Source organism: Hyphomicrobium sp. (assembly GCF_019744875.1).
Taxonomy (GTDB): domain Bacteria; phylum Pseudomonadota; class Alphaproteobacteria; order Rhizobiales; family Hyphomicrobiaceae; genus Hyphomicrobium_C.
Genome location: NZ_JAIETU010000002.1, coordinates 332044 through 356873, shown reverse-complemented (window position 1 = coordinate 356873; position 24830 = coordinate 332044). Strand labels below are relative to the sequence as shown.

The following is a 24830-nucleotide window of genomic DNA, read 5'->3' as shown; positions in this document are numbered from 1 at the left end:
CAGGAGTTCACCCGATGTCCGACGACGGCGAGAGAACGGAAGACGCGCCCGCGAGCACCCTCGCGTTTCGCGACTGGCATTTCTCGGTCGATCAGGAGGGGATCGGCTGGGCCATCTTCGACCGCGAGGGCGCAAGCGCCAATGCGCTCGGCACGCGGCCCCTGCAGGAGCTGTCGGCGATCATCGATTGGGCCGAGGAAGGCGCGCGCCGTCGCACCATGTGCGGCCTCGTCATCCTCTCCGGCAAGGAGAAGGGCTTCATCGTCGGCGCCGACATCAACGAGTTCGACAGCTTCGACACGGAAGCCCAGGTGCTCGACCGCCTCGGCATGGTGCTGGCGCTGTTCGACCGCATCGAGCGCCTGTCGATCCCGGTCGTCGCTGGCATCCACGGCGTCTGCGTCGGCGGCGGCTTCGAGCTGATCCTCGCCTGCCACTATCGTATCGCGACCCGTGATCCTTCGACCAAGGTCGGCTTCCCCGAGGTCAAGCTCGGCATTTTCCCAGGCTGGCACGGCACCGCCCGCTCGATCCGCCAGGCCGGCCCCGTGGCCGCCATGCAGGCGATGCTGACGGGCTCCATGATCGGCGCCTCGCGTGCGCGCGCCCTAGGTCTCGTCGATGAACTGGTCGCCAGCCGCAGCGCGCTCCGCTGGGCCGCGCGCCGCGCCGTGCAGAAAAAGCGCAAGTCGAAGCCCGCAGGTCTCGCCCAATCACTGCTGACGCGCTGGCCCGCCCGCGCGCTGCTCGCCAAGAAAATGCGCGACGAGACCAAGAAGAAGGCGCGCGAGGCGCACTATCCCGCGCCCTTCCGGCTGATCGATCTGTTCGAGCTGCACGGCGGCGACCTCGACGCGATGAAGGCGGCGGAAACGCGCTACTTCGCGCCGCTGCTGATTTCGGACACGTCGCGCAATCTGCGCCGCGTCTTCAAGCTGTCCGAGCTGCTCAAGGCGCAGGCCCCGAAAGACCAGAAGTGGAAGCCGCTGCGCGTGCACGTCATCGGCGCAGGCACGATGGGCGCCGACATCGCCGGCTGGTGCGTCGCCTCGGGCATGGAGGCGACCCTTCAGGATCTCTCTCCTGAGGTCATCGAAAAGGGCATCAAGGCACAGAGCAAACTGTTCTCGCGCAAGTTCAAGACCAAAGCCGAGAAGGCGGCCGCGAAGGCGCGCCTGATCGCCGATCCCACGGGCGCCGGCGCGTCGCGCGCCGACATCATCATCGAGGCCATCGTCGAACGTCTCGACGTCAAGCAGAAGCTGTTTGCGGAGCTTGAGGGCGTGATCAAGCCGGGCGCCGTGCTGGCCACCAACACGTCGTCGCTCGAGATCGAGGCCATCGCCGCCCCGCTCAAGGATCCCGGCCGCCTGATCGGCATCCACTTCTTCAATCCCGTGGCTCAGATGCCGCTCGTCGAGGTCGTGCGCGGGGCGCAAAGCCGCGAGGACGAGGTGAAGAAGGGTGCAACCTTCGTCACCGCCATCGGCAAGTTCCCACTCGTGACCAAGAGCGTCCCGGGCTTCCTCGTCAACCGCGTGCTCGCGCCCTACATGATGGAAGCGATGGCGCGTCTGGAAAAGGGCGAGGAGAAGGAAAAGATCGACGAAGCCGCCCGCGCTTTCGGCATGCCGATGGGCCCCATCGAGCTGTCCGACAACGTCGGCCTGGATGTCTGCGCGCACGTCGGGCGCATCCTCGGCCTGTCGCCGGAGGGCTCCATGCTGCAGCGCCTCGTGGACTCGAAGAAACTCGGAAAGAAGACGGGCGAGGGCTTCTACGTCTGGAAGGACGGCAAGCCCGAGAAAGCGGAAAAAACTTATTCGGCGATCGAGCTCGAACGGCTCGGCCGCGAGCTGGTCGAACCCCTGATCCGGGAATCGCAGCGCGCCCTCGACGACGGCGTGGTGGAAAGCGCGGATCTGGTCGATGCCGGCGTCATATTCGGCACCGGCTTTGCGCCCTTCCGGGGCGGGCCCCTGCACTTCAAGGCGAGCGAGCAGAACCAGAGCGCGGCAACGCGCGAAGCGGCGGAATAGCAGTCGCGCTCGCGCTGCGCGGGCGGACAGAGGAGAGACAAGCATGGCTGGAACTTTGCGGCGGATCGGCATCGTAGGCGGCGTGCGCACGCCGTTCTGCCGCTCAAACACCCTGTATGCCGATCTGTCCAATCTCGATCTGATGACGGCGGCGCTGAACGGCCTCGTCGACAAGTACCGGCTCAAGGGCGTGCACATCGACGAGGTCGTCGGCGGCGCGGTCGTCACCCACTCGAAGGACTTCAACCTGACGCGTGAGGCGGTGCTCGGCACCAAGCTTGCGCCCTCGACACCGGGCATCACGCTCCAACAGGCGTGCGGCACGAGCCTGCAGGCCGCCGCCATGATCGGCGCCAAGATCGCCTCCGGCGAGATCGAATGCGGCATCGCCGTCGGCTCCGACACGACGTCCGACGCGCCGATCGTGTTCTCGAAGAAATTCTCGACCCGCCTGATCCAGGTCGGCCAGCAGAAAACGCTAATGGACCGCGTGCGCGTGTTCAAGGGCTTCAGTCCGAGCGAGCTCGCCCCCCAGCCGCCGAACGTCGCCGAGCCGCGCACCGGCCTCACCATGGGCCAGCATTGCGAGCTGATGGCGCGTGAATGGAAGATCGGCCGCCAGGAGCAGGACCGCTTTGCCTTCGAGAGCCACCGCAAGGGCGCCGAGGCCTATCGCTCGGGCTACATGGACGATCTGATCGTGCCGACCGCCGGCGTGTTCCGCGACAACAACCTGCGCGAGGACATGAGCCTCGACAAGCTCGCGACGCTCAAGACCGCCTTCGACAAATCCGACAAGGGCACGCTGACGGCAGCAAACTCGACGCCGATGACGGACGGCGCGGCCTGCGTGCTGCTATGTAGCGAGGAATGGGCGGCAAAGCACGGTCTCGCACTGCAATCGTACCTCACGTACTCGCAAAGCTCGGCCAACAATTTCGCGGCCGGCGAGGGCCTGCTGATGGCGCCGACGATTGCCGTCTCGCGCATGCTCGATCGCGCGCATCTTACGCTGCAGGATTTCGACTACTACGAGATCCACGAAGCCTTCGCGGCCCAGGTTCTGGCCACGCTCAAAGCGTGGGAGGATCCGCTCTACTGCAAGACGCACCTCGGCAAGGACGCCCCGCTCGGCGCGATCGATCGCGCCAAGCTCAACGTCAAGGGCTCGTCGCTGGCGTTCGGCCATCCGTTCGCCGCGACCGGCGCGCGCGTGCTCGCCAACCTGTCGAAGCTCCTGTCGGAGCACGGCGGTCGCGGCCTGATCTCCGTCTGTACGGCGGGCGGCATGGGCGTGGCAGCGATCCTCGAAAGCGCCAACCGCGCCGAAGCCCGGGTTGCCGCCTAGCCGAATTGCACCTGCGTCACCGAGGTCATTTCGGCGAGCGCCGGATATTGCCCGCCTGCTGCGTTGTTGCCCATGATCGTCGCGGCATGACTGACTGCCGTGATGGCGGTTGCCGTATCGACGGCCGCCACAGCGACGCGTGCAGACAGGGGACAATCATGACAGCAGAGAAAAACGTGTCGCGGCGCGCAGCCTTGACCGGGTTCGCGGGCGGCGCCGCGGCGTTAGCAAGCGCCCGTACGGCGACAGCGGAAGCGGCAGGGCCGGTCGCCGTCCCCCAACTCGCGAACGTCTGCCGCATGACGCCGCGCATGGTCGAAGGCCCGTTCTATTTCGATCCCGCCCTTGTCCGCGAAGATATCACCGAAGGCCGTCCGGGCGTGCCGCTCAGGCTTCTCATCCAGGTGACGGACGGCGCTACCTGCCAGCCGATCCCCGCCGCGCGCGTAGATGTCTGGCACTGTGACGCGACTGGCCAGTATTCCGGCTATGACGGGCAGGGCGACGACCGGGAAATCTCGACCAAGGGTGAAAAATTCCTGCGCGGCACACAGACGACGAGCGCAACCGGCGAAGTCTCATTCAAGACGATCTTCCCCGGCTGGTATCGCGGCCGCACCACGCACATCCATTTCAAGGTGCTGCTCGACGAGAAATCGATGCTGACAGGGCAGATGTACTTCCCGGATGCGCTCGCGGAATACATCTTCGCCAACATCGCGCCCTACAATGCGCGCTCGTCCAAGCGCGACACGCTCAACAGCACGGACTTCATCGCCCGCGCCGACGAAGACCACATTTCCTTCGTGAGCCTGCGCGAGGAGGCCGACGCGTATGTCGCGACGCTGGTGATCGGCGTTGACCGTGCCGCGGGGCCTGAGCGCGCAGGGTTCGGACGTCCGCCCGGCCCACCCCCTGGTCCTCCCGGCATGGGGCCACCGCCCGGCGGCGCCCCAGGACCGCGCGGTCCGGAAGGCGCGCCGGCGCAGCCCCGCAGTCGCGGTTCGATCGTTCCTGGCAGCGAGGGTTGACCGGCGAATGTCTGCGGCCGTCAGGTCGCGAGCGGCTGGCGTTGCTGGCCGGAAGCGTCGAAATTCTCCGGCGCGAGCCACGCCTCGTAGCACGCTCTGAGGCGCGGCCAGTCGCGGTCGAGCATCGCGAACCAGGCCGTGTCCCGGTTCTGCCCCTTGGCGACCATTTGCTGGCGGAACACGCCCTCGAACGTGAAGCCGAAACGGAGCGCCGCGCGCTTCGAGGGTTCGTTGCGGTCGTCGCATTTCCATTCGAAGCGGCGATAGCCGAGATCGTCGAACACGTGGCGCGCGGCCAGAAACAGCGCCTCCGTCGCGACGCGCGTGCGCGCGATCCGCGGCCCCCAGAGAATGCTGCCGATCTCGATCACGCCGTGCTTGGGCTCGATCCGCATGAGGGCCTGGCGGCCTTCCGCCCGCCCGGTGGCAGCGTCGATCACAGCGAAGAAGAGCGGATCGGGTGTTGAGGCGGCCTTGGCGAGCCAGGCATCGAACGCGGCCCGGTCGGCGGGTAGATCGTCGAACAGAAAACGGAAACGCTCGTCCGCGCCCGGCTCCCGCGCCGATGCGTAAAGGGCGTCGCCGTGCAAGCTCGCTTCGAGCTGCTCGAGGCGCGCATAGCGCCCGTGCAGGGACGTGCGTGCGGGGCGCGGCGCGCCCGTCCAGCTTGAGAGATCCGTCGTCATGCGTGACCTGGAGCAGCGTGGTGAGATGGCGCGGTGGGGTGAGTGGCCGTCGCCCTTCCGCGATGGATGACAGGAGAGGCGCGCCCTAGCCTTTCCGGCCGCCCTGGACTTCCTCGGCCTTGAGCTCCTTCTTCGACAGCTTGCCGATCATGGTCTTCGGCAGCGTGTCACGGAACTCGATGTCGACCGGCATTTCGAGCTTTGAGATCTTGGTTTCCAGATGCGCCATCAGCGCGGCGCGCGTGGCCTCCTGCCCGGCCTTGAGCTTCACGAACGCCTTGGGCGCCTCGCCGCGATACTTGTCGCTGATGCCAATGACGACCGCTTCCTCGACGGCCGCATGCTCGTACAAGGCCTCTTCGATTCTGCGCGGATAGACGTTGTAGCCCGAGCAGATGATGAGATCCTTGATCCGGTCGACGATGAAGAAATACCCGTTCTCGTCCATGATCCCGACGTCGCCGGTGCGCAGGCAGGGCCCCGCAAACTGGGCCGCGGTCTCGGCCGGCTTGTTCCAGTAGCCGCGCATCACCTGCGGGCCCTCGATGCAAAGCTCGCCGCGCTCACCGCGGGCAACCTCGCGCGTCGGGTCTGTCAGGTCGCGCAGCGTGAGAACCGTTCGCGGCAATGGCAGGCCGATTGCCCCGCGCGGCGCCGACCCGTCGAGCGGATTGCAGGTCACGACGGGCGAGGCTTCGGAGAGGCCGTAGCCCTCGACGACGCAGCAGCCGGTGGCGGCATCGAACGCCTGCTTGACCTCGGCCGGCAGCGCCGCCCCTCCCGAGAGCACGAACTTGAGGCACGTCAGGTCGTAGCTCGAAATGCGCGGATGGTTCAGCATGGCGTTGAACAACGTCGGCACGCCCGCGAGCACCGTAAGCCTATTCTTGTGGATCAGGTCGAGCGCGTCGTTGAGCACGAAGCGCGGCATCAGGAACAGCTCGGCGGCATACTTCACGCCGAGGTTCATGACGACTGTCATCGCGAAGACGTGGAAGAAGGGCAGGCAGCCCAGCGACTTCTCTTTGCCGTAGACGAGTTCGGGCGCCCAGGCTCCGATTTGCTGCACGTTGATGTAGAGGTTCGCGTGCGTCAGCATCGCCCCCTTGGGGGTGCCCGTCGTGCCGCCCGTATATTGGATGACGGCGACGTCCTCGGCCTCGACCGCAACCGGCGTGAACGTGGCCGCGTCGGTCAGCACCTCGTCCTCGAGCCGCAGGCGGTCGCGCACGCGTGACGAGTGGGGCCGCGCCAGCTCTTTCGACTTGAACAGCTTGAACGGGATCGCCTTCGTCGCCGGCAGCAGCGCCGGGAACGAGCAGATGACGGCGCCCTTGAGCGTGTTGTTGGCGATCAGGGCCTCGACCTTGTCGAACAGCACCTTGAGGTCGAGCGTCACCATCAACTCGGTTTCGCTGTCCTTGGTCTGGAAGGTCAGCTCATCGAGCGTGTAAAGAGGATTGTAATTGACGACGACACCGCCCGCCTTGAGGATCGCGTAATAGTAGACGACGAACGTGGGCGTATTCGGCAGGAAGAGGCCGACCTTGGTGCCCTTCACGACGCCCAGTTGCTGCAGCCCGGCGGCGGCGCGAGCAACCAATGATCCGATCTCGGCGTAGGTCAGCGTGCGGCCCAGGAACGTCGTGCACGGATTGTTCGGGCTGGTGGCGGCTGCGTCCTCGATGAGGTGATGGAGCGGCTTGACCTCGGTGTCTAAATCCCAAGCAACCCCAGCGGGATAGCTCTTGATCCACGCATAATCGGCAAGGGGGGTGTCTTGAGCCGTCCCGTCAGCCATCCGTGTGCTCCCCGCGTTTTTTTACGAGCGGAAGCGTGCAATTTCGGCCGCGTCTGCGTGTCGCGCAGCGTGGCCGAGGCTTCACTATCCACCCGGCAAGCATTAGTTGTAACTTGTCCGTGACGCAGAACGCCGCATTGCCATAGAACACACTTTTTCGGCTTTCGCCTAGTGCGCGCCCCACAAAGACGCGAGAGGTGAGGGCCTATGAGGTGAGGGCCTGTGTCGTGTGGAACTTCGCGGCGTTTGAAGATCTGAGATGAGACGGCCTGGCCGGACGGCCTCGGGCGAAATAGCCCGTTGGCTGGACTTCAGGCCGGTTTAAGGATATGTGACGCCCAAGCTTGTGACGATTGCAGCCTTGCTTTACTTAAGTGCTTCAAGACTTAAGTGAAAGACAACCGGGGTCCCTGCAAGTCAAGTTTGGCAGGGTGTGGAGAGCGAGATGGACGAAGTCGCAACCAAAATCATTGAAATCCTCAAGAAGCACATGAAAGAGCCGAGGGACGATATCTCGCTCACGACCGCTTTGACGGATCTCAAGATCGAGTCGTTAGACCTTGCGATGATTGTTTTCGATATCGAAGACACCTTTGGGATCGAGATCCCCTACAACGCGAACGAAGACGTTGGCGACTTCAAGACTGTCGGCTCGGTGGTCGACAAGGTTAAGGGCCTGATGGCCGCTGGCCCGGCTGCTGCAAAGGCCTAACGGCCAGCCGTAAGGTCCTCGATTGCGCGAATAGCGGGCTGCCGGTCAAGGCGGCCCGTATTTGAACGTGGCTGGGCTTGCCCAGATCTTAGGATTGATAATCCATGGCAAAAGGCAACGGCACACGTCGTGTGGTCGTGACGGGCGTTGGCGTGGTTACGCCGATCGGCCTCAATACCTCTGAGTTCTGGGAGAGCGTGAAGGTCGGCAAGTCCGGCGTGAGCGAACTCGGCGGCTTTCCGCTCGAAGACCTCAAGATTCTGATCGCGGCCCAGATCAAGGATTTCGATCCCAAGGTCCGCCTCAAGAACTTCAAGCGCGACAAGATCATCGTGCACGCCGACCGCTACTCGTGGTTTGCCGCGGCCGCCGCCGAGGAAGCCGTGCGCCAGTCGGGCATCGAGTTCCCGGTCGAAAACCCCTACCGCGCGGCCTGCATCATCGGCTCGGGCGCCGGCGGCCTGACGACCTTCGAAACGGCCTACCGCGACCTGTTCATTCACAACAAGCGCGCCACCAACCCGCTGACGCTCCTGCGCATCATCGGCTCGTCGGCGTCGGCCCACGTCGGTATCGAATTCGGCATCAAGGGCCCGACGTTCGCGACCTGCTCGGCCTGCTCGACCGCGACGCACGCCATCGGCCTCGCACGCGATTACATCAAGAACGACCTGGTGGATGTCGCCATCTGCGGCGCCTCGGAATCGGTCATCAACTACGGCACCATGAAAGCCTGGCAGGCGCTGCACGTGCTGTCGGCGCAGGGCTGCTTCCCGTTCGCCAAGAAGCGCAACGGCACCGTGCTCGGCGAGGGTGCCGGCATCCTGGTGCTGGAAGAGTATGAGCATGCCAAGCGCCGCGGCGCGACCATCCTTGCCGAGCTCGTCGGCTACGGCATGGCCTCCGACAGCCAGGACATGGTGAAGCCCACGGTCGAAGGCCCGAGCTACGCCATGCAGATGGCGCTCGACGATGCCGGGATCGAGGCGTCAGAGATCGACTACCTGAACGCGCACGGCACGGCGACCAAGGACAACGACATCAACGAGACGAGGGCGATCAAGGAGGTCTTCAAGAACTCCGCCTCGAAGCTCGCGATCTCGTCGACCAAGTCGATGACCGGCCATCCGCTGGGCGCGGGCGGCGGCATCGAGGCCGTCGCATGCATCAAGGCCATGCAGGAGAGCTGGGTTCCCCCCACCATCGGCCTCGACGAGCCCGATCCGGAGTGCGACCTCGACTACGTCCCGAACGTCGGGCGGAGCATGAAGGTCAACTACGCGATGTCGAACTCGTTCGCGTTCGGCGGCCTGAACGCCGTTGTGGTGTTCGGCCCGCCACCCGCCTGAGCTGCCTCTGAAGTCTGATCGTTGTGTACTGTTCTGAGGCGCGGGAGATACCAGTCTTCCGCGCCTCTTAACGTGTGGGCGAACGCGGACGAGGCCGTCACCCTCTTGAAGGACGCCGCTCCAGGTGAGATGGTAGGGTTGACGGCCACGATAAAATCGAAGCCGCGCAGTGCGCGCCACAAAATGGCGTTCTCCGCGGCGCCCACTTGGAACCGGATCGCTTGCGGCTCGGTTAATGTCTGGATGGGCGAAAAATAAGCCGTCACGGCGAGGGCTTGGGAGGCTTTGATGCGGCACATAGTCATCAAGGCAGGAAAGGTGACGATCCGGGCTCGGCTGCTGCCGACGCCGACGGCGGATCGCATTTGGGATGCGCTGCCGATGCACGGCGCCGTCCAGACCTGGGGCCGCGAGGTCTACTTCCGCACGTCCCTCTCCCCTGATATCGAGCCGGATGCCCGCGCGGTCATCAACAAAGGTGAGATCGCCTTCTGGCCGGACGGCGACGCAATCACCATCGGGTTCGGCGCGACCCCCATCTCGAAGCGCGGCGAGATCCGGTTCACCAGCAAATGTAACGTCTGGGCCATTGCCATCGACGATGTCGACCAGCTCCGGAGCGTGTATGCGGGCGAAGACATCACCGTGATGGAAGCCGAGTTCAGCGAGCCGGCATGGCAGGGCCACGCTTCGGCTGCCCCGCTCGTTTGTGCGGGACGTCAGGGCCGGCTGCAGGCCGATGCGTGTCCGGCCGACGACGCGAGCGGGTGAAGGCAAGCGCTCATCCCGGAATTCCGCTTTTCATTGAAAAAGCCGGTGCGTGGAGAGCCGCACCGGATTTTCTGATTCAGAGTGTCGGGCCGTCGATTTGTCGAAGTTGCGGGTTGAGCCTCTGCAACTTGTCCCGATCCTTACTTGGCGGCGACCTTGCGCTCGACGGTCGACTTGGAGACTTCGCCGGCGGCTACGAGGGCGCTGATGCAGCCCTGCGAGAGGTTACGGCCGACGGCGCGCATGCACTTGCGGACGCCGGGAGAGCCGACAGCATGCATGCTGCAGTGAGCGCGGTAGTCGGCGGCGCAGGCAAGCTTGACGCCGAGGCTGACGGCGCCGGCCTGGCTCGAAACCAGAAGCGCGCCGAGGGTGATGCTTGCTGCGAGGATGTTCTGGATCTTGGTCATTGGCGTTCTCTCCGTTGCCAGTGTGTGTCCGATGAGGAGAGAGTGCGCCCAAACGGCCCTGGCCGCTGTTCCTCTGGGAACGCGGATGGAAAAAGCGAAGACATCGGCAAAAAAGTAAGGGCGGGGGAGTGCGGCGGTCCGCGGTCGGAAAGCACTCCTTGAGAGACTGATACAACTTTGAGGGCGGTGCGGAGCGTGCGTGGACCCGGCGCTCCGGGCCCGGCTGGGCGAAGCGCCTTACTTGACGGCGACCTTGCGCTGGACGGTCGACTTGGAGACCTCACCGGCCGCCACGAGAGCGCCGATGCAGCCCTGCGAGAGATTGCGGCCGACGGCGCGCATGCACTTGCGGACGCCGGGGGAGTCGGGGGCGTGCATGCTGCAATGGGCGTGGTAGTCGGCGGCGCAGGCGAGCTTGACGCTGAGGCTGACGGCGCCGGCCTGGCTGGACGCGAGGAGAACGCCGAGGGTGACTGCGCCGGCGACGAGGTTGCGGATCGTGGTCATCTGGGTCTCTCCACCGTATGGCGTCGCCTTGGCGCCGGGTTGATGCGAGGATGATCGCCCGGAACGCGCACGAGCGCTGTTCCGCCCGGAACCACCTCACAACGAACGCAAAACACAGTGAAACAACACGCACGGCGGCGCGCTGGCGCCGCTCGATCACAGCGATCAGGAGGGCTGAACGCGGCCTAGACCGCGACCTGCGTCGGGGCGATCAGGCTCGGAAGCAGCGTCTTGAGCTCTTCCAGTTCTGCATCGTCGATCTTGAAGAACATGTTCTTCGAGATGCGGCGCTTCAGGTCGTCATCGAGCGCGCGGCCGAGCAGAACGACCGGAACATCGCCCGGCGGATAGAACTGCGGCGGCCCGAGCGCCTTGAACGCCATGACATGCTGGTAGAACGACTGCCACTTGGTCTGGGTGGCAACGAGGAGGTGGCGCGCATCCATGGCCACGCAGGCCGTCACGCCGGCGCGAATGGCGGCCGCATAGAGGCGTGCGCGGTAGCGCGTGTTGGTGATGTCCGGATCGATCGACAGGCGCGACAGCTCGACGACGAGCCCCTGCGCGTTGTCCTTGATGCCCTGAACTTCCGGATAGACCTTCTCGCATGGCAGAGCGGCCGATTGCGTGCCCGGCGTGTAGAAGCTCAGGCGGAGCGTCGCGACACAGGCGCCACGGCGGAAAAGCCCGGCGACAACCGTGGTCGGCAGCTCATCGTAGACGTCAGAGTAAATTCCGAACGGCGATGCTTCGATCAGACCTGCGTGAACATATCCGCGATGGCGAAGGGCGAAGGCTTCGCGCCGGTTGTCCAGGGTCGAATACCATTGGGTGGTGACAACACCATCCGACTGGGCCGCTTCCACCGGTGCGGCATCTCGCAAGGCATGAGTTTTCAATGGAAGGTCTCGAGGTTGGAAGCGCAAACGGACGTTCAGTTGTGTGCAAACACCTTACCAGATAATTGAGTTCCCCTAACACTCAAACCACTGAAGTTGAGACCGAATGTCACGCATTTGACGGGCAACGATAATTTTAACCTCAACACCGCGTGCGGTCCGGAAATCTTCTTCGACGATATCGGCTCGCCAGGCCCGAGCTGAGTAAAACCTAGGGTTGCGACAAATCGAAGCAAAAGGGTCAGAAGGCGTTCCAAATCAAAAACATACAGTCGTCTGACTAAAGTTTAGTCATTAGACCAATTTCCAATATTTTCTGAGTGTTTCAGGTTGAAAAATTCGGAGGTGGGAAAATTTCTTAACCCCAAATTATCCGGAATCGGACATTCTTGTACGCAATTTTCAGGTGCATTGACAGTCGACGCAGTATTGTGCGCTGCGATCGCCTGAACACCCGAGCATCGTCTCCAGCGGGAAGGCGTCCAAATGTTCAGCCAAAAGACCAATGAACTGCAGTCAAAGCTCGATGCCCTCGACAGATCGCAGGCTGTCATCGAGTTCAATCTGGACGGCACGATCGTGACCGCCAACGCGAATTTCCTCGGTGCAGTCGGCTACAGCCTGGGCGAAATCCAGGGCAAGCATCACAGCATGTTCATGCCGGCCGACCAGCGCTCCCACCCCGACTACGCGAAATTCTGGGCCAACCTGAACCGGGGCGAATTCCAGTCGGGCGAGTTCTTGCGGGTCGGCAAGGGCGGCAAGGAAATCTGGATCCAGGCGACCTACAACCCGCTGGTCGACGCCGGCGGCAAGCCCTACCGGGTCGTCAAGTTCTGCACGGACATCACCGCCCGCAGGCAGCATGCGGCCGAACTGGAAGGCCAGATTGCGGCCATCGGCAAATCCAATGCCGTCATCCATTTCGATCTCCACGGCAACATTCAGAGCGCGAACGCAAATTTCCTCGGTGCCGTCGGCTACGCGCTCGAGGAGATCGTCGGGCGCCACCATCGCATCTTCGTCGCCGAGGCGGATCGCCAGACGGCGGCCTACGCGGCGTTCTGGCAGGCTCTGAAGCGCGGCGAGTTCCAGTCCGGGGAATACAGGCGCCAGACCCGCGCCGGTAAGGAGATCTGGCTGCAGGCCACCTACAACCCAATTTTCGATGCCTCGGGCCGCCCGTTCAAGGTCGTGAAATTCTGCACCGACATCACCGCGCAGGTGGCCCTCAAGACGAGCCTCAAGCGCACCATCGACGTGGACCTGGGCAAGGTCACGAAGGCGATTGCCGACACGACGCAAGAGGTGTCCGGCGCGTTCACGGCGTCCTCGGCCACGTCGAGCAACGTCCAGGCCGTGGCGTCCGCCGCCGAAGAGCTGGTGTCATCCGTGCGCGAGATCGGCCGCCGCGTCGATCAGGCGTCTCAGATCACGAACCAGGCTGTGATGCTCGGCAAAAGGACGAACGAGATCGTGAGCGGGCTTGCCGTCTCGACCGATCGCATCGGCCAGGTCGTGAGCCTCATCAACACGATTGCCTCGCAGACCAACCTTCTCGCCCTCAACGCCACGATAGAGGCGGCGCGCGCGGGCGAAGCCGGCAAGGGATTTGCCGTCGTCGCCTCCGAGGTGAAGACCCTGGCCAGCCAGACCGCGAAGGCCACGGCCGAGATCGCCTCTCAGATCGGCACCGTTCAGGCCGGCACGAGCGATGCCGTCGCCGCGATCCAGGAAATCACCACCGTCATCAATTCGATCAACGACATTTCGACGGGCATCGCCGCCGCCATCGAGGAGCAGGGCGCCGTCACCCAGGAAATCTCGTCGAACATGCTGACGGCGTCTCACGGCGTGCAAGCCATCACCGACAACATGAGCAAGATCGCCGGCGCGACGGAAGCGGCCAGCGTCGCCGCGCGCGCAGTCGTCGAGGCGTCCAAGACGCTCGTCGCGTAGCAGTGCGGCTGCTCAGCGCCCGGCTCGCACCGCGCCGCCGAAGCCGGCGATCGCGTTGAGCAGGATGTCGCGCAGCGCATCCTCGGGATAGCTGTGCAATGCGTGACCGTAGGCCAGACGCAGCCAATGGCGCATGTCCCGCAGCTTGCAGACCATGGACGGGCTGTCGATGGCGTGCTCGAGCGCATCGCATTCGGCAAGCGCGACTTTGAGCGTGTGCGGGTTCTGCCCGATGGGCGTGGCGGCGATGCGATCGAAGAGCGCCTCGCACCGCAATGCCGGGTCGTCAGCCAAGTGCGTATCGAGCATGTCTGCCTCCGCGCATGTGATGACAGCACGAGACTAGCGCTTCGGCCGGATCTGCCAACGCACGCGGCGACCATGATCCACATCAAAATCAGCGGCAGAGTGAGATTTCACCAACAAAGTTGCACTGCGGGCGCATGCCCCAAAGTTTATGGACGGCCAAATTTGGCAGTTGGCGAAGTATCATTCTTTGTCGACGAGCTCCCCACGCAATGCGAAGAACACTGAATGTCGGACTGCGTGGGGGCACGCCAATATGGGAACTGTTCTGGAATTTCTTCCGCTCGCCAGCGTGATTGCGACTGCGGTCATGGCGTTCATTGTTTGCGGCGACGAGCGAAAATCTCGACTGGCTGTCGAAGAAAGATTTAGCGTCGTTCTCGATGCGGACGTGGAGGCTGAGCGCATTCTCAAAGAGGCGGATTGGACAGCGAAGAAAATCCTCGTCGATGCGAACTCTCAAGCGAATGTGGTGCAGAGTAGAGCGAACGCGTTTGCCGATGCACAGATGGCGCGTACCCACGAGTCGGGAGTTCGCGCTAGAGAGTTGCAGGGTGAAATTGAACTCCTCCAACGCAACTACATTGAGAAGAGGCAGATCTACGATCGGCTCGTAGCAGAGGTCGCCATCTTCGACGAAAAGCTCGCGTTCGCCGAGTTGGGCGTCTACGAGCCCCACTTCGATTTCACAGACAGCGAACAATTCAAAGCCGCAATCATCGACGTCAGGTCTGCCCAGAAGAAACTCATTTCCCAGGAGATCGCAGTCGTTTGCTCGACGAAATGGACAGTCGACGGAAGCGTCGCGAGGGGTAAGACAATGACCGGTCGGAACATCCGGCTGACCATGCGTGCTTTCAACAATGAATGCGACGCAGCGATAGCAAATACACGGTGGAACAACGTCAATGCTATGGAGAAGCGCATTGTTCGCGCAAAGGAGCAAATCGACAAGCTCAACGAGTCGAATGCTATCACGATCACCGCAGACTACTTGACGCTGAAGCTTCGTGAGTTGCGCTTAACGCACGAGTGCCGCGAAAAGCTGAAGGAAGAGCGAGAGGAACGCACTGAAGCGGCGCGACTGGCCCGAGAGGAGCAGCGATTGCTTCGAGATATGGAGGAAGCTCGGCGAGACGAAGAACACTATGAAAAGCTGCTGGCGAAAGCCTCTGCCGAGGCCGCAAGTGTGACCGGGCAAAAACTCGAAGCGTTCGGTGAGCAGATAAAACTCCTTGAGAGGGATCTGGCGGAAGCGCGGGCCAAGGCCGCAAGGGCTCAAGCAATGGCAGAGAGAACGAGTTCCGGCTATGTCTACATCATCTCGAACGTCGGCTCGTTCGGTGAGGACGTCGTCAAAATTGGACTTACGCGAAGACTTGATCCCCTCGACCGCGTAAAGGAGTTGGGGGACGCGAGTGTACCGTTCGTATTCGACACGCACGCAATTATCTACAGCGACAACGCGCCTGCACTCGAACGCGCCCTACACGCCACATTTGAATTGCAGCGCATCAACACCCGTAATGTCCGCAAGGAGTTCTTTCGCGTGTCGCTCGCCGAAGTTGAGGATGCCGTGCGAAAGCTGGCTCCCGCTGCACCGTTCTTTAGGGACATTGAAGCGCAGGAGTATCGGGAAACGGTATCCCGCCGCCAAGCCGCACTGGCAAGCGCGCATGAGTATGGGGCAAGTTTGCTGCCCGTCGCGATTTGACGCAAGATGTGCCCACGCAACGCTGCTTGAGTTCCGCTCGTCGAAAACAAACTGCGTTTGACAGGCAACGGAGCAGGCAACCAGGGCGCGAAGGATGGCAGGTCTCTACGAAGATGCGTTTGTCGAACAACTCCGCCAAGGCCTCGTCGCAACGGCCCATGAGTGGGGGCTCCCCCCGCACGCCTCTATCACGACCTTGAACCTCTCCGAGAACGCCACCTTCAAGGCTGTCGATCCCGAGACCGGCCATCCGGTCATTCTGAGAGTGCATCGGCCGGGCTATCACAGCCGCACCGAAATCGAATCCGAGCTCGCCTGGATTCACGCACTCCGGCGCGACGGCATCGTCACCACGCCGAAGCCTCTGCCGTGCGGGAACGGGGACGCCATCGCGGTCATGCAGGCCGCGGGCGCCGCGCGCCGCGTCGTCGCGTTCGAATTCATGAGCGGAGCGAAGCCGGACACGCGGGCGGAGAGCATCGTCCCCGCGTTCAGGGAGCTCGGCGCGATCAGCGCGCGCCTTCACGCCCACTCCCGCGCCTGGCGGCGCCCCGCGGAATTCCGCCGCAAAGTCTGGAACTACGAGGCGATGCTGGGATCGCGGCCGCTATGGGGCGACTGGCGAGACGCACTTGGGCTGACGGCGGACGGCAGAGCTACGCTCGGTCGGGCCTGCCGCGTGCTGGACGAGAAGCTCACGCGCTACGGCGAGGGGCCGGAGCGCTTCGGCCTCGTTCACGCCGATCTCCGCCTCGACAACCTCCTCGTCGACGGCGACCGCCTGGGCGTCATCGATTTCGACGACTGCGGGTTCAGCTGGTTCATGTACGATTTCGCAGCCGCCGTGAGCTTCTTCGAGGAAGACCCCATTGTGCCCGCACTTCAGGATGCATGGGTCGAAGGCTATCGCACGGTCGCGCCACTCGCAGAGGAAGATGTCGCGTTCCTGCCGACCTTCATCCTGCTCCGGCGCATCCTGCTGACCGCGTGGATCGCGAGTCATGCCGAAACGCCGACGGCTCAGGCGCTCGGCAGCGCCTTCACCGACATGACCGTCCAGCTTGCAGATGCGTACCTCACGCAAGCCGAGCGCAGCGTGGCGAACCAGCAGGGCTGAGGAGCATCGGCATGGAGGTCTCTGCGATCACCCGCCGGAGGCGTTGCTGTCGTAGCCATGCGGCAGCGGCGGCTGCTCGAACATCGCGCGCTTGATGAGAGCGACCAGATCCTCGACCATCCAACCGAACAGCTCTTCGCCCTCGGCGCGGGTCGCGAGACTGGGCGTTCCCGTCACGCCGTTGAGGCTTGTCCTGTTCACGGGATGAGAAAACAGAAGCCCGGCCGTGCGGTCCGGGTCGTCCGACGACGCAACCAGCGCCTCGCGCACCATTTCGGGCGCGACCGCCATCATCACCGCGGTTTCAGCACGATTGGCGTGCCAGTCGTCGCCATCGCTGAAATGGGCCGCGCGCACGCGGTCGCTGATGTGGGGCGAGTTGACGATCGCGACCATCAGGTCGTCGTGCTCGGCACGCAGCATTTCGAGCGCGCAGCGCAGTGGCGCGGCGTTCGTGACATGGCTGTTGACGATGATGAGCCGCCGCACGCCGCTGGCGTAGGCCCAATCGCCGATCTCCTTGACGACCGTGATGAGCGTGATCGGCTGGAGCGAAATGGTGCCGGGCCAGCGGCGGCTGTGCCCGAGAGAGCAGCCGTAGGGCAGGGTCGGCAGCATGAGCGCGCCGGTTCGCTCGGCAGCCTTCCGGCAGAGCGGATCGCCGATCGCCGTATCCATGCCGGTCCCGAGGTGCGGGCCGTGCTGCTCGGTTGCGCCGACCGGAAGCAGCGCCGTGTAGTTCGCAGCTTCGAGATCGCCGGGAATTTCAGTCCAAGTGCGCTCGGCCCAGATCATGTTGGTCCTATTGATGCATCGTACGTGGCGAACGGGTCGCATGCGCGCGAGGGCCCGCAAGGCCGCCGCGCGCATGACGATCGAGAAAAGAAGGAGACGCAGAAAACAAGGGGAGCAAAAACTGCGTCTCCCAGTCTGGATTTAGTAGAGCTTCCGGATTTAGAAGAACTTGAGGTAGCGCTTCACTTCCCATTCCGAGATGTGGTTCGTGTACGAGTGCCATTCCTCGCGCTTGAACTCGAGCCAGGACTTGAACATGGCATCGCCGAACACCTGCTTGCAGAGCGGGTTCGCTTCGAAGGCATCGAGCGCTTCGGAGAGCGACCCCGGAAGCTGCGACACGCCGAGCGCGGCCAGCTCTTCCGGTGTCTTGAGATACATGTTGTCCTTGTGCGGCTCGCCCGGATCGAGGCGATCGCGCACGCCTTCGAGGCCTGCCGCAATCGTCAGCGCAGCACCCAGGTAGGGATTGCACGCGCTGTCGGCGACGCGCAGCTCCACGCGGCCGCCGCTCTTGGGCACGCGCACCGTGTTGGTGCGGTTGTTGTTGCCGTAGCAGAGGAACACGGGGGCCCACGTGAAGCCGGACATGCTGCCCTTGAGCACGAGCCGCTTGTAGCTGTTCACGGTCGGCGCAACCACGGCGCTGATGGCGGGCAGGTGCTTCAGGATGCCGGCGATGTAGTGGTAGCCGAGTTCGCCCAGCTTGCAGCCGCGCGGATCGTCCTTCGCGACGAACAGGTTCTTGCCCGTCGCCTTGTCGGAAAGCGACATGTTGAAGTGAGCGCCGCTTCCTGCGCGATCCGCATAGGGCTTCGGCATGAATGTCGCGAACCCGCCGTGCTTGCGCGCGATCTCGTGCGCCATGAGGCGGAAGAAGGTGAAGCGATCCGCCATCGTTAGCGCATCCGCGTGACGGAAATCGATCTCGAACTGCCCGATGCCGTCCTCATGGTCGAGCGAATAGACATCCCAGCCCAGGTCGTTCATCGCGTTGACGAGCTCGAACAGCCAGCCGCTGTTGTCCATGCAGCGGGACACGTCGTAGGCGGGCTTCGCGAGGTTCTGCCGGTCCGAAAGCGGCTTGAAGCCAATCTTCTCGTCGTCCTTGAGCACGAAGAATTCGGCCTCGATGCCGAGGTTGACGCCGTAGCCCATCTCGTCGGCCTTGGCCAACTGCCGCTGCAGGATGTTGCGGCTGCAGGGCTCGAACGGCTGTCCGCCGCACCACAGGTCGCTCGCGAACCAGGCCACGTCGTTCGCCCAGGGAAGGACGGTTGCCGACCGGATATCCGGATGCGACGACACCTCTTCGTCGCTGACATCCTGCGGAACGCCGTCCAGTGCCGCGCCCGTGCACAGTTCCGATCCGTCGACCATGTCCTGGAGATGTGCGAGCGGCACGACCTTGGTTTTCGATACGCCGTGCATGTCGACGTAGCTCGGAAGCATGAACTTGACGCCCGCGCTTTCCAGTTTCTTCATCAGGGTTGCGATGGCGCTGTCGGTTACTGTTGTCATAACGTCCTCGTTGAAGGTCAGAGTGGTTTCAGTATCCCCGCGGGAGAGATGCGCCGTGCGCCTCTCCCGCGAGGGGGAGTGTTGTCAGGTTCAATATTGGGCGAGTGAGTATCCGATCGCGATCACGCCGGCCCCGACGGCGAGCGTCAGGTAGGGCAGCAGACCGGCGCGCGTCTTGACCTCGCTTTGATCCACTCCGGCGAAGTCTTCGAACGTCTGGTGCGGGAACTTCCCGCCGTCGACGATGTAGTGCCGGAATGCGAACACCGGGATGATCATCACCGCGACTGCGAAGCCGGCTGCGAGCGTGCCGGGCCCCCAGATATTGGCGCCCATGCCGAGCAGCAGCAGGTTGACGAAGCCGAGTACCGCACCGATCGCGAGAATGATGGTGGGAGCGCGGTAGGGCCGTGCCATCTCCGGCCGATCGATGCGATGCAGCCAGCCGGATTGCAGGTTGAGGAAGTTGAAGATCATGTAGTTCACGTTGGCGATCGCCAGCAGGAACACATAGTCCGACATCATGAGCAGCAGCATGTTGAAGCCGAGGTCGGTCCACATTGCCGCAACGGGCGCGCCGTGGCTGTTCACGCGTCCGAGGTAGCGCGGCAGCCAGCCGTCGACGGAGCCCTGGTAGAGCGTCCGAGCCGAGCCCGCCATTGACATGCTGACGGTCAGCAGAAGCGCCAGGATCAGCATCACGATGAGAATTTTCGTGATGACGGGGCCTGCGCCAATGATGCCCGCCATGGCGTCGGCCACGCCCATGCCGCTGTAGATGCCGGGGTCGAGCATGCCCGAGAGCCCCAACGCGCCTTGGAAGGCGAACGGTACGAGCGAGAACACGACCAGGCAGAGAATGCCGGCGGCGATGAGAGACAGCGGCGTATCGCGACCCGGATTGCGGAACTCCCGCGTGTAGCAGACCGCAGTCTCGAAGGCGTAGGTCGACCAGCCGGCAATGAACAGGCCACCGGCGAATACGGTCCAGCCGGCCATGTTCCACTCACCCGCGATGGGGTTTCCGGCAGCGTCGCGTGCGAGCGGCACGAACGGCTCGAAGTTCGCCCACGAGAAGCCGCCGGTGAAGAAGGGCGAGAGGCCGATGATGATCAAGGGCGCCAGCGCCGTGATGGCGAGCAGCTTCTGAAGGTTCGCGGCCTTCAGTACGCCGCGGTGCTGCACCGCAAAGACGATGAGCACGAGGATCCAGCCGAGCACGAACACCGAGTTGATGCGAAGGGTCAGGCCGGACTTCAGAAAGTCGAGTGAGAGCAGGGTGATCTGCCACGTCTGAACGGGATGATCGGCCGGAAAGAAGAGATTGAGAATGTAGCCGGCGCCCAAGCCGGTGCCGATTGCGAGCACGGGCGTCCACGAGAACCAGTTCGACCACACGGAGATCGGGCCGAGCATCTTGCCGTAACGCACCCAGGCGAGCGCGCCGTAGACAGAGGCACCACCCGACTTGTGCGGGTACATCGACGAGATCTCGGCGTACGTGAAGGCTTGCAGGAAGCCGAAGATGATCGAGATCGTCCAGACCAGTGGCGAGATGTTGCCGACCGTGGCCGCAATGGCACCGACCGAGAACAACACGAGAGCCGGTGTGCCGGCGGCGAACCAAAATGCGTGGGTCCAATTCAGCGTGCGGACGAGAGAGTGCGAAGTCGCGCCCTCTGCCGAACGCGCGGGTACTTGCGGTAGCGTCGTATCCGTCATCGTTCCTCCCCTGTGCGGACGGCCCCTTTTGTTGCTCTGTCCGCAATCTCGCTTCTTCCCTAAGTGCGACAAACTTGCCAGCCATTGATTGACTAGTCAATCAAATACGAAGAGGCCCGTCTCCGGCGCAGAGATTTGCGCACAAGTAAGCGCCGCCAGCGACCAGCGATGAGCGAGCAACAAGCGGAGCGAGGGTGGAAAACGCGGAGCGGAGGGCCCGCAAAGCGATGCACCATCGGTGTTCGCAAGCGCGAACGGTGCGCGCCGGCGAAGAAGCGCGGAAGGAGGGGAGTGCAGCCGATGCGCGGCTGCTGCGGCCGGGCCGGCTGTTAGGCCTTCTTCGGATCGTAGCCCACGTAAGCCCAGAAAGCGGTGCGGAACGCGGCGATGGCCGCGGGCACGTTGAGCTGCGGCTGGATGATGGAGCGGACCATCACGCCATCGAGATGCATGGAGGCAAACATCGCGGCCGTCTGCGGAGATACGTTGTTGAACAGCCCCAGGCGCTGACCGCGCCGGATGGCTTTGGAGAGAACCTCGGTTTCGACGTCGTAGAACTTGCTCACCACGTCATCCAGCACGCGCGTCTGCGAACTCGAGCTCGAATAGTCGATCAGGATTTTCACGAGCCGGCGAATGTCCGAGGTCAGCTCCACGTGCATCTGGAACCAGTCGTCGATGAGGTCGACGGGTTCCGAGTGCTTGCTGGCGATCTCGGCGTAGTTCCGCATGGCGGCGCCCACGGCTTCCTCGAGCGCGGCCCGAAACAGGGCCTCCTTGTCGGCGTAGTAGTAATAGAGGAGCGAGGTATTGACCTGCGCGAGCTGCGCGATGTCCTTGATCGTGATGGCCGAATAGTCGCGCTCGGAAAACAGCTTCAGGGCCGCCGACAGAATTTCCTGACGCCGCAGCAGGCCTTCCTTTTGCCCAGCCGCTTTCTGCTGGGCCCCTTTCTGCGAAGCCCCTCTCTGCTTGGCCTCTTTCGGCGCCGCCTTGGTGGTCATTTCCAGTCCTCGGTCTTGCACGTGTCGTCAGCAGGCAACGGCACGTTGCCGTCCTGAACCCCTGCCGCGATTACTGCCGCAACTCGCCAAAAAAGGAAAGCTCACCCAGGCGGAACAGGGCACGTGCTGGGAGAGGCACCGCAAACGCAGTGGATGAACCAACGGATGTTTGTCATCGGCTATCGGCTGGGAGGATCGCGCAGGCCGCAAGTTCCGCGCCGCGCCAAGGCGCGTGAGCGCGCCGATTTGATCCCTCTTGCGGGCCCCCCTCTTGCAGGGATGGCTCCCGGCTTCTAGGGTCCGCCGCTCGTCGCGGGCCTCAACCCGGCCATGGTCTATGAGTTTCTGGACGTCACAGGGCGCGCCGCCACCTGATCCGAAACCGGGCCCGGCACGCGTGACGACGAATCGAGCGATTTATGGTAGGCGACGGAAATACATATGCTATTTCCGCCGCAGGGATGGCATCGCACCCCGTTTGCGGGGGGCCCGTAGCTCAACGGTTAGAGCTGGCGGCTCATAACCGCCTGGTTCCAGGTTCGAGTCCTGGCGGGCCCACCAAATTTGACTGTTGATGCAATCCGGCCAGCGCGCGGCGCGGCGCCCCGCACGTCTTCCCGGCAACGTCAACGCGCCACCGGCTTGATCATCCGCCACAGCGTGCCGTCGCCATCGACCACGTGATGCTTCAAGGCGGCGCCGACGTGAAGAACGATGATTGCCGCCAGCAGGTAGGCGAACGTCGAGTGCGCGAGCGAGACGGCCTCGTTCCACGGCACGTTCTTTTCAGACAGCAGCTTGGGGATGAGCGGCGCGCCGAACACCTCGACGGGACGCGCGTACGTCACGGATTTCAACATCCCCGTCACCGGGATGGCGACGGTCAGCAGCAGCATGGCCTCATGAACGCGGCGTGCGACCCGCGTCTCCCAGCCCGGCGCGTGCGCCGTGGCGGGGGGAAAGCCTTCACGGCTGCGCCACACGAGCCGCAGGAGCGCCAGCGCCCCGACCAGGACGCCGCACGATTTGTGGATCTGGATCGCCGCGGTCTTGTCCGGACCGCTCTCCATCGCGCCGACCCAGACGCCGAACCCGATCATCCCGAGAATGCCCACGGCAACCAGCCAGTGCAGCGCGATGCTTGTCGCTGAAAATGCGCGGGGCGTCGCGGACATGGCTCACTCTCCCTTGGGCCGCAGCAGCTCCAGGCTGTCGAACTCGCGCGCCGTCGTTTCTGCCCGGCAGTGGCGATCGTCGTCGGGATCGGTGCAGATCACGAAAAGACCGTGCGGATACGAGGAGACGTCACGGCATTCGGCCTTGAACCGCCGCCAGTCCGGCCGTCCGGCATCCAGCCGCTCGAGCTTCTGCACGCCGCACGTCGTGCCCAGATAGAGCATGCGCAGGATCATGTAGTCGTGAATTTCGGAGCGCGCCGGAGAGCCGAGCCCGGCCACCGTCGAAAACGCAAGCGCTACGACCCGCAAAGTCAGCATCAGTCGGGCTGAGAGTCGATGTACGTGCGGATGGCCCAGATGGCTTCCTGATTGAGCAGCCCTTCGAAGGGAGGCATCTTCTGGCGGCCGCTGACGACGGCGCCCTGCAGAACGCGCGAGATGAACCAGGCGTCTTCCGTCTCGCTCTCGCCGAGTTCGCGCAGGTCAGGCGCCATGCCGCCGGATTTCGCTTCGAGGCCATGGCAGCGGGCGCAGTTCGAATTGTAGCCCCGCGATCCGATCTCGATGGCGGCAGCCTTCTGCTTGGCATCGTCGCGATAGGGGTTCGTGCCGCGCCACTCATCTCCGAGCGGCTCGAGGCCGGTCGTGTCGACGGGCTGCGGGGCTCCGTCGCCGTGAGCGAGAACCGCGGTCGGTGCCGCGAACAGAATGGCAAATGCAACAACAGCAGCGCGCAACGTCATCGGAAAGTGCCTCTTTGCTAATTGGTCTTCATGTCTCTTTGCGGCTCGAGCCAGATGCGCCAGGATTCACTGCCGCTGACGTCGAGGTAGTAGGTTCCTGGGCGGTCGATGAGGTAGCTGTCCTCGCCCCCGCCGCCGATGTGGAGGTTCTGGATCACGGTGTCGTCGGGCGCCTTGAGATAGAGAACGAAGATCGGACCGTCGCTTTGGTATCGAAGCACCGTCGGCCCATCGATCTGGAAGCGATCGGTCGTCTTGCTCAGGCGTCCTGAAAATGTCGGCGCGACGAGGTTGCGGACTTCGCGGTCGTAGCAGGCCAGTCTCTCGCTGTCGGCCGCGATGCCGAGGCACGTCTGAACCGATGATCTTGGATCGCCCGCGAACGCAACCCCGTCGACGCACGGCAAGGCCAGGAGCATGAGGGCCGCGATGCAGCCGAAGCCGGCGTTGCCGAGGAGATGAGGCGCTGCGCGCATGCGGGCCACCGTTATTTGGTCGCCGGCTCGGGCGCAGCGGGCTCCCACCGCTCCTTGTTCGTTTCCCACACGCGCTCGCCGTGCTGCCAGGTCAGCGGACATCCCTTGCAGCCTTCCATGAAGGCATCCTGGAAGATCGCAAACCGGATCTTCACACCGTCGAACACGGCATTCGACAGGTCGGCCTCGTAGAATTTCGTTTCCTGGACGTCCGTGTTGATGAATTTGGTGCCGATGAACTTGACGCCCTTGGCCATCGCTTTTTCAAGCGTCGCGGCCGTCAGGTCGGCGTTGCTCAGATCGGCCTTGTTCATGCGAACGAAGGAGAGGTCGGCGCCCTTGAGCGACGCGCCCGGCATCTTGACGCCCTGGATGAACGCGATCGTGAGACGCGCGCCGTCGAGATTGGCCCCCGTCAGGTCCGCGCCTTGCAGGTTGGCGTGCCGAAGATCGGCGCGAGCAAGAATGGCGCCCTTGAGATTTGCGCCCTGAAGGTTGGCATCCTTGAGATCGGCGTGCCGAAGATCGGCGCCCTCGCAGGTGGTCTTCGGCGCGATCGTGCAGCCGTTGATGACCCAGGGTTCGGGCCGCGGCTCTTTGTTGACGATGATGGGGTAGCCCTGCGCATCGGCCTGAACCGGCACCGCGTCACCCGCAATCACAGTGGCAATAGCAAGAAGCAGCGGCTTCGCACCGCGCAGAAGTCGGCGTCCGGTCATGCGGCAAGTCCCGTGCTTGAGAA

25 protein-coding genes and 1 tRNA gene are annotated in these 24830 nt (G+C 63.6%); 10 read left to right on the top strand and 16 right to left on the bottom strand.

The annotated features are described in order from the left end of the window. Positions 1–14 precede the first annotated feature (14 nt). Together K2Y42_RS01800 and K2Y42_RS01795 are read left to right on the top strand one after the other, a co-directional pair. Positions 15–2039 (top strand): 3-hydroxyacyl-CoA dehydrogenase NAD-binding domain-containing protein, encoded by a 2025-nt coding sequence (locus tag K2Y42_RS01800; protein ID WP_291147788.1) that lies wholly within the window; start codon positions 15–17, stop codon positions 2037–2039. 43 nt (positions 2040–2082) lie between these two features. Next, positions 2083–3387, top strand: a complete 1305-nt coding sequence (locus K2Y42_RS01795; RefSeq protein WP_291147787.1) for an acetyl-CoA C-acetyltransferase — start codon at positions 2083–2085, stop codon at positions 3385–3387. Here the strand turns inward: K2Y42_RS01795 and K2Y42_RS01790 are convergent. After that, on the bottom strand, positions 3384–3518 hold the full coding sequence (locus K2Y42_RS01790) for a hypothetical protein (protein WP_291147785.1): 135 nt from the start codon (positions 3516–3518) through the stop codon (positions 3384–3386). The genes K2Y42_RS01795 and K2Y42_RS01790 overlap by 4 nt on opposite strands. Before the next feature lie 27 nt (positions 3519–3545). On the opposite strand from K2Y42_RS01790, the gene K2Y42_RS01785 reads away from it, so the two are divergent. Continuing rightward, complete coding sequence (locus K2Y42_RS01785) at positions 3546–4418, top strand: intradiol ring-cleavage dioxygenase (protein WP_291147784.1); 873 nt, start codon at positions 3546–3548, stop codon at positions 4416–4418. A 20-nt stretch (positions 4419–4438) separates the two neighbouring features. On the opposite strand, the gene K2Y42_RS01780 is transcribed toward K2Y42_RS01785, so the two are convergent. Beyond that, positions 4439–5104, bottom strand: coding sequence for a GNAT family protein (locus K2Y42_RS01780; protein ID WP_291147783.1), 666 nt, complete (start codon positions 5102–5104; stop codon positions 4439–4441). 85 nt (positions 5105–5189) lie between these two features. After that, positions 5190–6905, bottom strand: coding sequence for a long-chain fatty acid--CoA ligase (locus K2Y42_RS01775; RefSeq protein WP_291147781.1), 1716 nt, complete (start codon positions 6903–6905; stop codon positions 5190–5192). Positions 6906–7350: 445 nt separating this feature from the next. Between K2Y42_RS01775 and K2Y42_RS01770 the strand changes: the two genes are divergently transcribed. The 3 genes from K2Y42_RS01770 (at position 7351) to K2Y42_RS01760 (ending at position 9737) form a co-directional block, all read left to right on the top strand. Next, positions 7351–7617 (top strand): phosphopantetheine-binding protein, encoded by a 267-nt coding sequence (locus K2Y42_RS01770; RefSeq protein ID WP_291147779.1) that lies wholly within the window; start codon positions 7351–7353, stop codon positions 7615–7617. 104 nt (positions 7618–7721) lie between these two features. Continuing rightward, positions 7722–8966, top strand: coding sequence for a beta-ketoacyl-[acyl-carrier-protein] synthase family protein (locus tag K2Y42_RS01765; protein WP_291147777.1), 1245 nt, complete (start codon positions 7722–7724; stop codon positions 8964–8966). Positions 8967–9254: 288 nt separating this feature from the next. Next, positions 9255–9737 carry a cyclophilin-like family protein gene (locus tag K2Y42_RS01760; RefSeq protein WP_291147775.1) on the top strand — a complete coding sequence of 161 codons (483 nt, stop codon included), beginning with the start codon at positions 9255–9257 and terminating at the stop codon, positions 9735–9737. A 140-nt stretch (positions 9738–9877) separates the two neighbouring features. Here the strand turns inward: K2Y42_RS01760 and K2Y42_RS01755 are convergent, their stop codons facing one another. From K2Y42_RS01755 to K2Y42_RS01745, 3 genes are all read right to left on the bottom strand, one after another. Further along, a complete protein-coding gene (locus K2Y42_RS01755) occupies positions 9878–10147 on the bottom strand; it encodes a hypothetical protein (RefSeq protein ID WP_291147773.1) in 270 nt (89 codons plus the stop codon). A gap of 237 nt (positions 10148–10384) precedes the next feature. After that, a complete protein-coding gene (locus K2Y42_RS01750) occupies positions 10385–10654 on the bottom strand; it encodes a hypothetical protein (protein WP_291147771.1) in 270 nt (89 codons plus the stop codon). A 185-nt stretch (positions 10655–10839) separates the two neighbouring features. After that, a complete protein-coding gene (locus K2Y42_RS01745) occupies positions 10840–11553 on the bottom strand; it encodes an autoinducer synthase (protein WP_291147769.1) in 714 nt (237 codons plus the stop codon). Between the two features lie 486 nt (positions 11554–12039). Between K2Y42_RS01745 and K2Y42_RS01740 the strand changes: the two genes are divergently transcribed. After that, positions 12040–13512 carry a PAS domain-containing methyl-accepting chemotaxis protein gene (locus tag K2Y42_RS01740; RefSeq protein WP_291147767.1) on the top strand — a complete coding sequence of 491 codons (1473 nt, stop codon included), beginning with the start codon at positions 12040–12042 and terminating at the stop codon, positions 13510–13512. A gap of 12 nt (positions 13513–13524) precedes the next feature. Here K2Y42_RS01740 and K2Y42_RS01735 read toward each other — a convergent pair whose 3' ends face one another. After that, positions 13525–13821 (bottom strand): hypothetical protein, encoded by a 297-nt coding sequence (locus K2Y42_RS01735; protein WP_291147765.1) that lies wholly within the window; start codon positions 13819–13821, stop codon positions 13525–13527. A 253-nt stretch (positions 13822–14074) separates the two neighbouring features. Between K2Y42_RS01735 and K2Y42_RS01730 the strand changes: the two genes are divergently transcribed. Both K2Y42_RS01730 and K2Y42_RS01725 read left to right on the top strand, forming a co-directional pair. Beyond that, positions 14075–15532 carry a DUF4041 domain-containing protein gene (locus tag K2Y42_RS01730; RefSeq protein ID WP_291147763.1) on the top strand — a complete coding sequence of 486 codons (1458 nt, stop codon included), beginning with the start codon at positions 14075–14077 and terminating at the stop codon, positions 15530–15532. 94 nt (positions 15533–15626) lie between these two features. Then, the gene (locus K2Y42_RS01725) at positions 15627–16649 is read left to right on the top strand and encodes a phosphotransferase (RefSeq protein WP_291147761.1); all 1023 of its coding nucleotides are present in this window, start codon (positions 15627–15629) and stop codon (positions 16647–16649) included. Positions 16650–16676: 27 nt separating this feature from the next. Here K2Y42_RS01725 and K2Y42_RS01720 read toward each other — a convergent pair whose 3' ends face one another. From K2Y42_RS01720 to K2Y42_RS01705, 4 genes are all read right to left on the bottom strand, one after another. Then, a complete protein-coding gene (locus K2Y42_RS01720; protein WP_291147760.1) occupies positions 16677–17444 on the bottom strand; it encodes a creatininase family protein in 768 nt (255 codons plus the stop codon). Between the two features lie 159 nt (positions 17445–17603). Continuing rightward, positions 17604–18965, bottom strand: a complete 1362-nt coding sequence (glnT, locus tag K2Y42_RS01715) for a type III glutamate--ammonia ligase (RefSeq protein WP_291147758.1) — start codon at positions 18963–18965, stop codon at positions 17604–17606. Positions 18966–19055: 90 nt separating this feature from the next. Further along, the gene (locus tag K2Y42_RS01710; RefSeq protein ID WP_291147755.1) at positions 19056–20687 is read right to left on the bottom strand and encodes an APC family permease; all 1632 of its coding nucleotides are present in this window, start codon (positions 20685–20687) and stop codon (positions 19056–19058) included. A gap of 329 nt (positions 20688–21016) precedes the next feature. Further along, positions 21017–21691: a TetR/AcrR family transcriptional regulator gene (locus tag K2Y42_RS01705; protein ID WP_291147753.1), complete on the bottom strand. Its 675-nt coding sequence runs from the start codon at positions 21689–21691 to the stop codon at positions 21017–21019. 485 nt (positions 21692–22176) lie between these two features. On the opposite strand from K2Y42_RS01705, the gene K2Y42_RS01700 reads away from it, so the two are divergent. Next, a tRNA-Ile gene (locus K2Y42_RS01700) sits at positions 22177–22252 on the top strand. Positions 22253–22317: 65 nt separating this feature from the next. Here the strand turns inward: K2Y42_RS01700 and K2Y42_RS01695 are convergent. The 5 genes from K2Y42_RS01695 to K2Y42_RS01675 are packed head-to-tail and all read right to left on the bottom strand — an operon-like array spanning position 22318 to position 24807. Next, positions 22318–22866, bottom strand: coding sequence for a cytochrome b (locus K2Y42_RS01695; RefSeq protein WP_291147751.1), 549 nt, complete (start codon positions 22864–22866; stop codon positions 22318–22320). Between the two features lie 3 nt (positions 22867–22869). Further along, positions 22870–23187, bottom strand: coding sequence for a hypothetical protein (locus K2Y42_RS01690; protein WP_291147749.1), 318 nt, complete (start codon positions 23185–23187; stop codon positions 22870–22872). Further along, positions 23187–23612 carry a cytochrome c-550 PedF gene (gene pedF, locus K2Y42_RS01685; protein ID WP_291147747.1) on the bottom strand — a complete coding sequence of 142 codons (426 nt, stop codon included), beginning with the start codon at positions 23610–23612 and terminating at the stop codon, positions 23187–23189. The genes K2Y42_RS01690 and pedF overlap by 1 nt, the downstream gene beginning before the upstream one ends. Before the next feature lie 17 nt (positions 23613–23629). Continuing rightward, positions 23630–24088: a hypothetical protein gene (locus K2Y42_RS01680; RefSeq protein ID WP_291147745.1), complete on the bottom strand. Its 459-nt coding sequence runs from the start codon at positions 24086–24088 to the stop codon at positions 23630–23632. Between the two features lie 11 nt (positions 24089–24099). Continuing rightward, a complete protein-coding gene (locus K2Y42_RS01675; protein WP_291147743.1) occupies positions 24100–24807 on the bottom strand; it encodes a pentapeptide repeat-containing protein in 708 nt (235 codons plus the stop codon). Between the last annotated feature and the right edge of the window lie 23 nt (positions 24808–24830).

Bases quoted from the DNA above. Each gene is read 5' to 3' on its own strand.
- K2Y42_RS01800 (WP_291147788.1), top strand. From the start codon at position 15: ATGTCCGACGACGGCGAGAGAACGGAAGACGCGCCCGCGAGCACCCTC.
- K2Y42_RS01795 (WP_291147787.1), top strand. From the start codon at position 2,083: ATGGCTGGAACTTTGCGGCGGATCGGCATCGTAGGCGGCGTGCGCACG.
- K2Y42_RS01785 (WP_291147784.1), top strand. From the start codon at position 3,546: ATGACAGCAGAGAAAAACGTGTCGCGGCGCGCAGCCTTGACCGGGTTC.
- K2Y42_RS01780 (WP_291147783.1), bottom strand. From the start codon at position 5,104: ATGACGACGGATCTCTCAAGCTGGACGGGCGCGCCGCGCCCCGCACGC.
- K2Y42_RS01775 (WP_291147781.1), bottom strand. From the start codon at position 6,905: ATGGCTGACGGGACGGCTCAAGACACCCCCCTTGCCGATTATGCGTGG.
- K2Y42_RS01770 (WP_291147779.1), top strand. From the start codon at position 7,351: ATGGACGAAGTCGCAACCAAAATCATTGAAATCCTCAAGAAGCACATG.
- K2Y42_RS01765 (WP_291147777.1), top strand. From the start codon at position 7,722: ATGGCAAAAGGCAACGGCACACGTCGTGTGGTCGTGACGGGCGTTGGC.
- K2Y42_RS01760 (WP_291147775.1), top strand. From the start codon at position 9,255: ATGCGGCACATAGTCATCAAGGCAGGAAAGGTGACGATCCGGGCTCGG.
- K2Y42_RS01755 (WP_291147773.1), bottom strand. From the start codon at position 10,147: ATGACCAAGATCCAGAACATCCTCGCAGCAAGCATCACCCTCGGCGCG.
- K2Y42_RS01750 (WP_291147771.1), bottom strand. From the start codon at position 10,654: ATGACCACGATCCGCAACCTCGTCGCCGGCGCAGTCACCCTCGGCGTT.
- K2Y42_RS01740 (WP_291147767.1), top strand. From the start codon at position 12,040: ATGTTCAGCCAAAAGACCAATGAACTGCAGTCAAAGCTCGATGCCCTC.
- K2Y42_RS01735 (WP_291147765.1), bottom strand. From the start codon at position 13,821: ATGCTCGATACGCACTTGGCTGACGACCCGGCATTGCGGTGCGAGGCG.
- K2Y42_RS01730 (WP_291147763.1), top strand. From the start codon at position 14,075: ATGGGAACTGTTCTGGAATTTCTTCCGCTCGCCAGCGTGATTGCGACT.
- K2Y42_RS01725 (WP_291147761.1), top strand. From the start codon at position 15,627: ATGGCAGGTCTCTACGAAGATGCGTTTGTCGAACAACTCCGCCAAGGC.
- K2Y42_RS01720 (WP_291147760.1), bottom strand. From the start codon at position 17,444: ATGATCTGGGCCGAGCGCACTTGGACTGAAATTCCCGGCGATCTCGAA.
- glnT (WP_291147758.1), bottom strand. From the start codon at position 18,965: ATGACAACAGTAACCGACAGCGCCATCGCAACCCTGATGAAGAAACTG.
- K2Y42_RS01710 (WP_291147755.1), bottom strand. From the start codon at position 20,687: ATGACGGATACGACGCTACCGCAAGTACCCGCGCGTTCGGCAGAGGGC.
- K2Y42_RS01705 (WP_291147753.1), bottom strand. From the start codon at position 21,691: ATGACCACCAAGGCGGCGCCGAAAGAGGCCAAGCAGAGAGGGGCTTCG.
- K2Y42_RS01695 (WP_291147751.1), bottom strand. From the start codon at position 22,866: ATGTCCGCGACGCCCCGCGCATTTTCAGCGACAAGCATCGCGCTGCAC.
- K2Y42_RS01690 (WP_291147749.1), bottom strand. From the start codon at position 23,187: ATGCTGACTTTGCGGGTCGTAGCGCTTGCGTTTTCGACGGTGGCCGGG.
- pedF (WP_291147747.1), bottom strand. From the start codon at position 23,612: ATGACGTTGCGCGCTGCTGTTGTTGCATTTGCCATTCTGTTCGCGGCA.
- K2Y42_RS01680 (WP_291147745.1), bottom strand. From the start codon at position 24,088: ATGCGCGCAGCGCCTCATCTCCTCGGCAACGCCGGCTTCGGCTGCATC.
- K2Y42_RS01675 (WP_291147743.1), bottom strand. From the start codon at position 24,807: ATGACCGGACGCCGACTTCTGCGCGGTGCGAAGCCGCTGCTTCTTGCT.